At 44.6% G+C, this 11489-nt stretch carries 11 protein-coding genes, 2 tRNA genes and 2 rRNA genes; 9 read left to right on the forward strand and 6 right to left on the reverse strand.

The features are described 5' to 3' along the window. Positions 1–3: 3 nt before the first annotated feature. The 4 genes from BM003_RS12340 to BM003_RS12355 are packed head-to-tail and all read left to right on the forward strand — an operon-like array spanning position 4 to position 2649. Positions 4–633: a DapH/DapD/GlmU-related protein gene (locus tag BM003_RS12340; protein WP_093673516.1), complete on the forward strand. Its 630-nt coding sequence runs from the start codon at positions 4–6 to the stop codon at positions 631–633. Then, positions 630–1343, forward strand: a complete 714-nt coding sequence (gene phnL / locus BM003_RS12345; protein WP_093673518.1) for a phosphonate C-P lyase system protein PhnL — start codon at positions 630–632, stop codon at positions 1341–1343. Before BM003_RS12340 ends, phnL begins: the two co-directional genes overlap by 4 nt. Beyond that, positions 1340–1783, forward strand: coding sequence for a GNAT family N-acetyltransferase (locus BM003_RS12350; RefSeq protein WP_218143257.1), 444 nt, complete (start codon positions 1340–1342; stop codon positions 1781–1783). Before phnL ends, BM003_RS12350 begins: the two co-directional genes overlap by 4 nt. Further along, on the forward strand, positions 1780–2649 hold the full coding sequence (locus BM003_RS12355) for a PHP domain-containing protein (RefSeq protein WP_093673520.1): 870 nt from the start codon (positions 1780–1782) through the stop codon (positions 2647–2649). Before BM003_RS12350 ends, BM003_RS12355 begins: the two co-directional genes overlap by 4 nt. 628 nt (positions 2650–3277) lie before the next feature. On the opposite strand, the gene BM003_RS12360 is transcribed toward BM003_RS12355, so the two are convergent. Beyond that, on the reverse strand, positions 3278–4369 hold the full coding sequence (locus BM003_RS12360; RefSeq protein ID WP_177184783.1) for a TIGR04053 family radical SAM/SPASM domain-containing protein: 1092 nt from the start codon (positions 4367–4369) through the stop codon (positions 3278–3280). Positions 4370–4939: 570 nt separating this feature from the next. Between BM003_RS12360 and BM003_RS12365 the strand changes: the two genes are divergently transcribed. Further along, positions 4940–6151, forward strand: a complete 1212-nt coding sequence (locus BM003_RS12365; RefSeq protein ID WP_425441050.1) for an MFS transporter — start codon at positions 4940–4942, stop codon at positions 6149–6151. Positions 6152–6360: 209 nt separating this feature from the next. Here the strand turns inward: BM003_RS12365 and BM003_RS12370 are convergent, their stop codons facing one another. Beyond that, positions 6361–6993 carry a LysE family translocator gene (locus BM003_RS12370; protein ID WP_093673526.1) on the reverse strand — a complete coding sequence of 211 codons (633 nt, stop codon included), beginning with the start codon at positions 6991–6993 and terminating at the stop codon, positions 6361–6363. Between the two features lie 262 nt (positions 6994–7255). Here BM003_RS12370 and BM003_RS12375 point away from each other — a divergent pair, with 262 nt between their 5' ends. From BM003_RS12375 to BM003_RS12390, 4 genes are all read left to right on the forward strand, one after another. After that, positions 7256–7789 (forward strand): cysteine hydrolase family protein, encoded by a 534-nt coding sequence (locus BM003_RS12375; RefSeq protein ID WP_177184781.1) that lies wholly within the window; start codon positions 7256–7258, stop codon positions 7787–7789. A 19-nt stretch (positions 7790–7808) separates the two neighbouring features. Further along, the gene (locus BM003_RS12380; RefSeq protein ID WP_093673528.1) at positions 7809–8546 is read left to right on the forward strand and encodes an SDR family NAD(P)-dependent oxidoreductase; all 738 of its coding nucleotides are present in this window, start codon (positions 7809–7811) and stop codon (positions 8544–8546) included. Between the two features lie 597 nt (positions 8547–9143). After that, entirely contained in the window at positions 9144–9812 is a 669-nt protein-coding gene (locus tag BM003_RS12385) for a DUF4163 domain-containing protein (RefSeq protein ID WP_177184782.1), read from the forward strand. 134 nt (positions 9813–9946) lie between these two features. Beyond that, the gene (locus BM003_RS12390) at positions 9947–10729 is read left to right on the forward strand and encodes a helix-turn-helix domain-containing protein (RefSeq protein WP_093673531.1); all 783 of its coding nucleotides are present in this window, start codon (positions 9947–9949) and stop codon (positions 10727–10729) included. Between the two features lie 170 nt (positions 10730–10899). On the opposite strand, the gene BM003_RS12395 is transcribed toward BM003_RS12390, so the two are convergent. The 4 genes from BM003_RS12395 to BM003_RS12410 form a co-directional block, all read right to left on the reverse strand. Next, positions 10900–10972, reverse strand: a tRNA-Thr gene (locus BM003_RS12395). Position 10973: 1 nt separating this feature from the next. After that, positions 10974–11048 (reverse strand) — tRNA-Asn (locus BM003_RS12400). Positions 11049–11167: 119 nt separating this feature from the next. Then, a 5S ribosomal RNA gene (rrf, locus tag BM003_RS12405) occupies positions 11168–11284 on the reverse strand. A 70-nt stretch (positions 11285–11354) separates the two neighbouring features. Beyond that, positions 11355–11489: ribosomal RNA gene (locus BM003_RS12410) — 23S ribosomal RNA — on the reverse strand; the annotation flags it as partial.

The following is an 11489-nucleotide window of genomic DNA, read 5'->3' on the forward strand; positions in this document are numbered from 1 at the left end:
CCTATGGCAGAACGAACATTATCCGAACAACCGACGATTTCGCTGAGTGCAGTCGTCGTCAACTGCAAACTCGGCACCTGGACGGACATCGGTCCAAACACCCGAATGGAAGATACCGACTTCGGCGATTACAGCTATACCGACGGTGACGCGACGATCATCTATGCAACCATCGGTAAATTTTGTTCGATCGCGTCACATGTCCGGATTAATCCGGGAAACCATCCAATGGATCGCGTCACCCAGCATCATTTGACCTACCGCCGTGTCCGCTACGGGCTGGCCGAAACGAACGATCAACGCGTCTTCGACTGGCGGCGTGCCCATTGGGTAACGATCGGCCATGATGTCTGGATCGGTCATTCGGCAACCATTATGGCCGGGGTGACGATCGGAAACGGCGCAGTCGTTGGCGCTGGCGCCGTAGTCACCAAAGATGTGCCTCCGTACACAATTGTCGCCGGTGTCCCTGCTCAACCGATTCGGAAACGATTCAGCAATGAACTGATCAAGGAAATCACAGACAGCCACTGGTGGGATTGGGATCGGCAAACGCTTGAAGAACATTATGAGGAACTATGCGATCCCCAAGCTTTTATCCGGCTCATTCGTAAATGGAGGGAAAGACAATGACTGCACTGATTCAGGTCGATCAATTAGACAAAACATTTCTGATGCATCAGTTTGGGGAAAAACGAATTACCGGCTGCCGCGACATTTCCTTCACCGTGAATAAAGGCGAATTTATCGGCATCACCGGCCAGAGCGGCAGCGGGAAGTCAACAATAATCAAGTGCATCTACCGCACTTATTTGCCTACCGGAGGACTTATCCGGTATAGCTCTGACCATTATGGACTGGTTAATCTTGCTGAAGCACCGGATCGCACGATTCTTACGCTGCGGAAAGAAGAAATCGGCTACGTCTCTCAATTTCTCAGCATCATGCCACGTATGACCGCTCTGGAATTTGTTATGGAGTCATTGCTTGAGATGGGCGAAAACGGATTGACCGCACGCAAACGCGCCAAAGAAATGCTGGCGCACTTTAATTTGCGGGAAGAGTTGTGGGATACCTATCCGAAAACGTTCAGCGGCGGTGAGAAGTTACGTCTTAATCTCGCTCGCGCGATGGTGAGAAGATCACGCCTCCTGCTTCTAGACGAACCGACAGCATCCCTTGATCAAGCATCGAAAGAAACGGTCAAAGAACGAATTCATGAATTAAAAGCTGCGGGAACCACATTAATCGGTATCTTTCATGACTTGGATTTTATGGAATCCGTCGTCGACCGTACCTATAAGCTCCAGGATGGATTAATGAAGGAGGCACAGAAAAAGTGACCGTGGCCATTCAAGAACTTGCTTTCGCTGACATTCCGACTTATGCTGAACTGCTTCAGGAGCTTGACAGCGAGCGCTCAATGTCCCACAGAGATGCGCAGGCACTGTTTCGGAAAATAAAACAATACCCCTACTACAAAATCTTTTGCGCATGGTCTGCGCAAGAGATTCTTGCCACTTATTCTTTAATCATTCTCGATAATTTCGGCCATGGCGGCCTTAAAATCGCCATTGTGGAAAATGTCGTCGTTACACCTGATGCGCAGGGCCTCGGAATCGGTACCACAATGATGCAGGACGCCATGAAACGCGCATCGGATCAAGGATGCTACAAACTGATGCTTTCCAGCGACTTGAAGCGACAAGGCGCACATGCGTTTTATGAACACCTCGGATTTCAGCAGCACGGCATCAGCTTTAGAACGGAGTTGAACCCATGATTATCGATTTGCACTGCCATACAAACTGTTCCGACAACTCGTACTCAATTGAGGATGTACTTAAAATCGCTCATAAGCAGCACGTCGAGAAGCTCGCAATTACCGACCATGACACAACACTCGGTCTTGAACAGGCACTTGCTCTGGGTGAAAAAATGGGCATTGACATCATTCCCGGTATTGAAATTTCCGCCTATGACTATAAACGGAATCGACGCGCGCATATTCTCGGTCTCTTTGTCACGCCCGGACACCCGGCACTTGAAGCGCTCTGCCGCCCAATGCGTGAAGAACGGCATAACGCATCCCGTCTCATGACACGGAAACTGATTCAGGCGGGCTACCACATTTCGTGGGAGCAAGTATCCAGATTGGCGGAAAACGGCACCGGCGTCTATAAGCAGCATATCATGCACGCGCTTATTTTGAACGGCTATGCCGACTCCATTTATGGCCCGCTTTATAAAAAATTATTTTTCAGAGGCGATCGCCAGACTCTTCCGGGACTTGCCTTTATACCTGTTCACTACCTCGACGCCATCGACGCGATTCACGCGATTCGCAGAGCCGGCGGCGTTCCGATTCTTGCTCATCCCGGCCAATTCGACAACTTCTCCGCAGTTCCCGAATTTGTCGAAGCCGGTCTGGAAGGCATTGAAGTTTTTCACCCGCTCCACGACGCAGCCGACGAGAAGAAAGCAATACAGTTAGCCGAACAGTTCCACATCTCCCAAACCGGCGGGTCGGACTTTCACGGCTATTATACAGATACCGATTCTGTTCCCGGCTCCCGCAGCATTGACCGTGATCGATTCGCCTTGCTTGAAGAAAAAAGAGAACAGATTGGTAAAAGTAGTCGATCATGATTTATCTCAACACGTCCGGGCACCGGCTATTCGGTGCTTTTTTGCAAATAGAGAAACATCCATGACCCGCTTGAGGGGCGCAGGACGCCGCTTGGATGAAAATATAAAATGTCCTATTTGCGTATTGGCTTGTTGGTACGACGATATGGTCATGAGATTCGGTTGGGCGATCAGATAAGGTAAGCGTTTAACCTAAGAAATAAACGGAAAACTTCCGCTTAAATAGAAAATAAATGAAAAAATCGCTTAAATAGACGGAGAAGTTCCGCTTATCGAATCGAAAAACGTGAAAATGAAGAATTTTGCTTTGCATAAGCGGAAAAATTACCCTTATGTACCTGTGCAACAAGCGCCAGGATGCATATAACCGGAAAAATTCCGCTTATTTTGCTCGTTACTTAATGAAGGACCAGAAACCTTAATGAAAAGAAATGTTTGTTCCAGTAAAAGGTTGATGATTCAAAATGGCATTTGGAGTGAAGAAGCTTTCGTATGTAAGGATCTTTCGCTAAGTGCGCATACGTCCTGTATGCAACGCGAAAGTCATCACATCCTGTGAAAGTAAGGACCGGGCGTTTTTCACCCGGTTTTTCTAATTTTGTAAAAAAATGAAGCTGATCGATTTCACCTAGACAGTCTTACCTGTCATTTCCGATTCATAGGCCTGCGGGAGATACACACAGTATGGTTCAGATGCCAGATAATCCCCTGTGACCGCATAGGCGCGCGCCCGTGAACCGCCGCACATCAATCGAAATTCGCAGACCCCACATTTTCCTTTATAACCGTCCGGTTTGCGCAAGGCCTGTAATAATGGAGATGTTCGATAGATCTCTGCGAGCGACTCTTCTTTGACATTGCCGCACACAATGGGAAGGAAGCCCGATGGCTCCACATCACCGGTGTGACTGACAAAAATAAAGCCATTGCCATCATTTGTTCCGCGGGGAGCCCGCGCCAAATCATCATGAAAACGTCCGATTGGAGGCAGTCCGTCATTGATTCTTTTCATATTCCCTTGATACATCACGCGGCGATAGAACTGTCCTTCCGTTGTTGTAATCATATACGGAACATTCCCTTGAAGCTGAAAAGCCCAGCGCATAACCGAATCGTGCTGCTCCGGGCTAATCGGTCTGAGCCGATCGCCGCGTCCGGTCGGGACAAGAAAAAACAAGGTCCAGACAACCGCACCCAGATTCGCCATAAGTGCCGCAATTTCCGGAAGCTTGTCCACATTGTACTGAGTAACAGTTGTGTTTATTTGAAAGGGCATGTTCAGCTCATTGAGCGTGTCAATCGCCTTAATCGTTCGGTCAAATGTGCCGCGGAATCCGCGGAAATAGTCATGTGTCGCTGCATCCGGCCCATCCAGAGACAGTGCCCAGCGCACAATCCCCGCCTCTTTCGTACGACATATCGCTTTGCGCGTGAGACGCGGCGTTGCCGATGGCGTAATCGACACGCGCATTCCTTTTTGAGACGCATAACCAATCAGCTCATAGATGTCTGCTCTCATCAACGGATCACCACCCGTAAACACCAGCAGCGGGTTGTCCATCTCGTAGATTTCATTGATCAGCCTTTTTCCTTCTTCAGTCGTCAGCTCACCCGGATACGGATGCAATTGCGCCTCTGCTCGGCAATGCAGGCAGTGAAGTGGGCACATGCGTGTCACTTCCCAGATGACGATGAACGGATTTTGGTTATAATCGCGCATTTCAGCCACAATAAAGCGCCTTCTTTTAGTCATTTGTTACCATTCTACGCTACTGTGACTATCTCACCAGTGAGGTTTATCATACCTTTGGGGATTGTTCGCGGTGCTGGATTGATCTATTTACCCAGTTGAAGAATACGTAATTTTTCTAGATTTCCATCCAGGCAAAATGAAGCTATTTCAATTTACTTTCTATAATAATTGTGCTACATTCATTGCTAAACACGAAAAGCGATGACGAGAAAAGTAAGCTATGATTGTTCTGTTTAGAGAGGTCCGGTTGGTGAAAAGGATCACGAGCAGCATGCTGAAACAAGCCTCTGAGCTTCGCATGGGATTCTGAACGATGATCATGTGACAGCGCTCCTGTTATCGAGCGCAGGTAATTGATACCTGACAAGGCAAATGCGGGTAACCGTTTTGCGAACTGGGGTGGCACCACGAAGCTGATCTCGTCCCCAAGACTTGATTTGTCTTGGAGGTGAGCTTTTTTATGATGAAACGATGTTTCCTGCCCTCGATTAACCACATGATCAATCAAAAGGTTAAACGGAGGTAGTCGTTATGAAAATCAGCAAAAGGTTGACACTATGGAAAAATTCACTGCTCCTATTACTGGGCATCGGCATTTCTAATATCGGAGACTGGATCTATCTAATAGCCCTCAACTTAATCGTTCTTGATATGACCCACTCACCGCTGGCTGTCACTGTCCTGTATATACTGAAGCCGGCAGCAACTTTGTTGACTAATTTCTGGTCGGGAAGCCTCATTGATCGGCTGAATAAACGTAAGCTGATGATTGTGCTCGATTTGGCGCGCGCAGCATTGATTGTCCTTTTGCCCAGCATACCGTCACTTTTCTTTATCTTCCTCATTGTTTTTTTGACTAACATGGCAAGTTCACTATTTAACCCAACTTCTATGTCCTACATTACAAAAATCACACCGCCAGATCAAAGAAAACAATTTAATTCGCTACGAGGTTTAATCGAATCCGGAGGGTTCTTAATTGGTCCGGCTATTGCCGGATTACTGTTTCTAATTGGTTCTCCCATGTTCGCAATTTATATTAACGGGCTGTCCTTTGTTCTATCAGCGTTGGTCATCCTATTCCTTCCTGATGTAGAAAAGCATACCCGTTTTTCCATCGCAGAGAGCATGTCTCTTCAGATTATTAAAATGGATTGGCAGGTTGTCATTCAATTCAGCCTAAAAAATTCACTAGTCATGACTGTCTATTTCTTATTCAGCTGCATGATGGTTATGGCAGCATCTGTCGATTCTCTTGAAGCAGCTTTTGCAAAAACCATTTTAGCTCTTTCCAATACACGTTATGGTTTTCTCGTCAGCATTGCCGGAGCTGGCATTGCTTGCGGCGCGTTTGTCACGTCACTTTTTGCCCGGAAGTTTTCGATTTCGTTCCTAATCCAAATAGGTTCTCTATTATTTTCATTGGGTTACATCCTTTATGCTGTTTCTCACTCATTCTCTGTTGCTGCGGCAGGCTTCTTTGTTCTTTCCTTTTTCATGGCCCCCGCCAATGCCGGGTTCTTAACCTTCTACCAACAGAGCATACCAACACAAATCATGGGACGGGTCGGCAGCTTATATGACCTAATTGAAGCCGTACTCATCATTGTGACAACGATCATTTTTGGGCTGGCAGCAGAATATTTCTCAATAAGAGCGGTCGTAATAACAGGAACGATCATCCTGTTAGTCGTCGCTCTGCTACTTTCCTTGTCCACTCATTTTTGGGCAAAAAGGAAAAGCATTTGATCAGAAAGCGTTATATATTCACCTAGAAAATAATGTCTGACAAGGTAGCTCTTTAGAGTAAACTAGAAGTTTATGATATAATTATCATCGACACAAAGAGCGTTTTATACGAAATCAAAAAGCCCTCCGCAGACCAGTTCGGGGGGCTTTTGGCGTTTCCTTACAACATGGTATGAAGCCACGAGTCTTCAGTTAAAGAATAACAGAATTTATTTATTTTTAGTAAATGCCAAATTTAACGCCAGTAGTCCTAAAACAGTTGCCATGAAATATTTTTGAATCTTCTTCCATACCGGTTTCTCTCTTAGCATTTTGGAAACTTGACCCGCAAATAACACAATTAATAAGTTCACAGAAAAGCTGATGATAATCTGTGTGGTCCCGAGCACTCCGATTTGCAAGGCTAATGGACCATTTTGAGGATGTTCAAATTGCGGTAACAGAGAGATGTAAAGAACCGCTATTTTTGGATTTAATAAGTTCGTCATTAATCCGTTCAAATATAGTTTTTTCAGAGTATAACGGGGAGCATCATGAGGTTCAAAAACCGACTCACTACCCGGTTTTATGGCGTTCCATGCCATCCACAGCAAATAAATGATTCCTGCTATTTTAATAGCTGAGTAAAGCAGAGGAACCGTATTAAAGATGAAATCAAGTCCCAAGATTGTCGCAATCACATAGACAATAAACCCTGTGACGACACCCAATAAAGAAATGAAACCAGCTTTCTTGCCCTGAGTCAGAGAACAGGATACGAGATACATCATATTTGGCCCAGGTGCACAGACAATTCCCAAAGCTACCAGTGAAAAACTGATTAAAGTAATCGAGTCAACCACAGTCTCATTCTCCTTTTAAACTATTTTCCGTCAAGCTTACCACCTGAATAACAGAAAATAAAGTTATCTATTCAATCGGACTTGAAAAGTCAAATATTCAACATTTTGCCTTAGGATGAGACCCATGGTAAGCCAGAGATAGAGTAGCTGTGAGGGATTTTTCACCTTCAATGTACTCGTATCTGTTCACTTTTCCTTGCCATACTTTAAACGTTCATGTATCCTTAACAAGAACACACATTCTATTTTTAGGAGGAATATTATGCTGCAAAATCCGGCATTGATTATTATCGATGTACAAAATGGAATGTTTGAAAGTGAAAACCCCGTATACAATGGAGATCATCTAATCAGTAATTTGAAAACACTCATTCATAAAGCACGTATTGCTGATGTACCTATCTTTTATATCCAGCACAACACCCCTGTCGGAAAACCCTTGGAATATAAAACGAAAGGATGGGAACTACATCCCGGGCTTTCACCAATGGATACGGACACGTTCGTCCAAAAAACAACCCCTGACGCCTTCTTTAATACGTGTTTAGAAGAAAAACTAAAAGCGAAAGAGATTGATCACCTGATTCTTACAGGGATACAAACCGAAGTATGCGTTGATACAACATGCAGAAGAGCATTCAGCATGGGTTATACCGTTACCTTGGTAAAAGATACGCATAGTACGTGGGACAGCGAATTACTGACCGCGCAACAAATCATTAATCATCATAATCAAGTTTTACGTTGGTTCGCGGATACAAAAAATGCTAATGAAATAGAGTTTCAAAAAAAGTAGTCAAACGAGGGGAAATCAGATGCATACTAAAGAAAAGCTGCTTGCCGGCAAGGTAGCCGTCATTACCGGGGCTGGCCGGGGAATTGGCCGAGCGATTGCATTGGCCTACGCAAAAAACGGGGCTTCCGTCGTTTGCGCTGCACGAACACAAAAAGACATTGATGAAGTGGTTAATGAAATACGGACGGGTGACGGCACTGCATTAGCCATCCAAACTGATGTTACTGATTTGAATGCCGTTACGCACCTTTTCCATAAAGCAGTTGAACACTTTGGCAGCGTAGATATACTCGTTATCAACGCAGGTGTCAATAAGGACAGAAATTTAGTCGAGGAAAGCCATCCGCAAAATTGGTTTGAAACGGTTAATGTAAACCTCATGGGTGCGTACACTTGTGCTCATTCAGCAATTCCCTATATGAAACAGCGCGGAGGAAAAATCATAACAATTGGCTCCGGTGTCGGGCATAAAGGGCGACATGGCAGCTCTGCATATGCTTGCTCTAAAGCAGGATTATGGATGCTGACCCGCGTTCTCGCTCAGGAATTAGGCACGTATAAAATCAGTGTTAATGAACTGATTCCCGGCCCGGTTAACACGACAATGGACGATAACGCTAAGGATAGTGTCTTTCAAATAGATGGAGAGTGGATAAAAGAGCCCGAAGATGTGACCCCCTTAGCCCTATTTTTAGCATCACAGCCGGAGATCGGTCCAACCGCGCAGAGCTTCAGTCTAATGAGGAGAGACAATTAACCATTAGGGCAACAGCTCAACATTAGAAATGGCCGATACAATAATCCGCCGATGATTTCCTCTCTTTTTTATGAGCCTCTGATCAATAATCAGTTACTTGCTATTCAAAATTTCCTTTTTATTGTTTTGGCTTAATTGACGACACTTTAACTTTTTTCGCAAGTTGTCTTCCCCTAGCAACGTCATTATCATTGTCTATAGTTATGAAATCTTCTGTCATTAGTTATTGTTAAATAAAATGAAACATGAATTTATCTGCTGGCTTGGTTTGAAATGGATACTATCGAGGACTGCTTCTCTATCTCATGTTGGAGGTTCCATTATATTATACTAAAATCACCTCACTACCGGTGACCTTGTTTTAAATAAAATCACCTAAAAAACAGTAAGCGGAAGTTCCGAAGAGAGCTATCTGATCATTAACCATTGCAAATCCTCAAATGTATAAATCTTCACCTTAATTCTCTTTTTCTGTCGATTCTATGAGATAATAATTTTTCATATTGGAAATTGCGTACAACATTTGCTTCACTCCACTTTCTTGGTGCTGCTCTATGTTGTTACTTTTTTAAAAATATCGTGCAAAGGATGATTGCGATGAAACGTCGTGTGTTCTTTCTGACAGCTTTAGCTCTTATTTTCATTGCCTTTTTAATCTACTTATTTACAGCCGTTCAGCATCAGGAAACCTCTGTACCCCGCTTCACAAAGCATCATTACAGCGGCGAACGCTTGCTGCTGTACCCTCAAGTTCAAGGGATCAATAAAAAAGCTGCCGCAAGAATTAATGAGACGCTGGAAAAAGCCGGCCAAAATTCCTACAAAAATGCACTAAATCTAAAAAGAGCCGGAACCTTTACTAAGGATTCTCGTTATTCCTACAACTCCGCTTACAACGTCATTAATAATAAGAACGGCAAGTTGAGCATTTTATATCGTGATTACATGTATACCGGAGGCTCAAACGGCAGCCTCTACATAACCATGTACAATTTCGATTTGTCTACCGGGCAGCAGTATGAGATTAAGGACATTCTCAAAACCTCTGCCCAGTATGAAAAAGTGAAAAAATACGCTTTTAACTATCTAAGTACACACGATCCTTATGCCAAATCCGTATCGAAATTAAGTGATTTTACGGTGAACAAAGCTACGCAAATCTCGTTGTACGATCATGGCATTTATCTCGTCTTTCAAGACGGTGAAGTCAAATCCTACCCTGATGGTTATCTTTTCATAAAGATTCCTGAATCCGTTTATCAATAAAGGTGCTTTTCCCTGCCACTTTTCATGTTGTTGTTCCATACCCTTTGCATGCAACCACTGGTTGACAGATTGGCAGCCTTGGTTGGTAGCCCATTATTGCGCTTTTTTTGTACGCTTGAATCGAGGTGATTTTCATGAGCTTTCAAGATAAACTGCTGAATTTAAGGAAACAGAAAGGATGGTCTCAGGAAAAGTTGGCCGAAAATCTTGGTGTTTCAAGACAAGCCGTATCGAAATGGGAGTCCGGACAATCACTACCGGACATGGATAAATTGATCTCGCTCAGTGACTTATTCGAGGTGAGTATTGATTCCATGGTTAAAGATCATACCGTTAGGGAAAAACATTCTGTTCATGCGCGGCAGTTAACTTATCCGTATTTATTGCGTCGTCAATATGAGTATAAGAGCAAGCGAACACTGTTTGGCCTTCCTTTGGTTCATATTAACTTTAATTTTGATGGCATCAGTGTCGCAAAAGGCATTCTGGCAATAGGTAACATTTCAATCGGTTTCTTGTCTCTTGGTGGCCTCGCCATTGGTGGTTTGTGTTTCGGAGGAGTATCCCTGGGAATCATCGGCTTTGGCGGAGCGGTCCTCGGCCTTCTTGCTGCCGCCGGCGGACTCGCTATTGGCAGCCTCGCCATTGGTGGCTTAGCCATCGGGCTTGCTACTTTAGGAGGCTTGTCTATAGGTATGTTTTCGATCGGCGGGGCAGCGATTGCCTCACACGTTGCCATCGGAGACTATGCGAACGGTCACATTGCGATTGGTCATACCGCAAGAGGTCTTGAAATGATCGTCACTCATGCCAACTTTAACGATATTTCCGCAAAACAAGTCAGAATGCTGATCCATAAAGAATACCCGCACATGTGGAAACCGATTATTGATTTTTTAACATTCTTTTTTAGGTGAACTGAATCTTAAAGGTTTCTCCTTCCGCCAGGAAGATGGTCGTTAAACTTGAAGCCAAGTATTTTGAAGACAGTGGTTTGGGCAACGAAACTGAAAATAGCACTGAAAAATGAAAAACAGCGGGGTATCGGATAGCCGATAAACCCCGCTGTTATCACGTTTTTGAAGTAAGCTTCCAACTGGATTCGAACCAGCGACCCCTTCCTTACCATGGAAGTGCTCTACCTGCTGAGCTATGGAAGCATGGCTCCACAGGTAGGATTCGAACCTACGACCGATCGGTTAACAGCCGATTGCTCTACCACTGAGCTACTGTGGAATACATAAGTAAAGCTATGTATATTATAATGTACTCTCCATTACCATGGAAGGGTTCACATAATAAAATATAATAAGAAACAGGCTGCCACCATCGATGACTTCCTGCCTCTTTCAATTGCCTGGCAGTGACCTACTCTCACAGGGGGACAGCCCCCAATTACCATCGGCACAGAAGAGCTTAACGACCGTGTTCGGGATGGGAACGGGTGTGACCTCTTCGCTATGACCGCCAGACGAACCGGCTCACATGAGCCTTCAAAACCGGTAACGAAAGTTGCGTTGTCAAGTAAAACATCCAAAGTTCTGGGTTAAGCCCTCGACCGATTAGTATCTGTCCGCTTCACACGTCACCGTGCTTCCACTCCAGACCTATCAACCTCATCATCTCTAAGGGGTCTTACTGATTTAAAATCATGGGAAATCTCATCTTGAAGGGGGC

Origin of the sequence: Sporolactobacillus nakayamae (assembly GCF_900113325.1) — a bacterium.
Taxonomy (GTDB): Bacteria; Bacillota; Bacilli; order Bacillales; family Sporolactobacillaceae; genus Sporolactobacillus; species Sporolactobacillus nakayamae.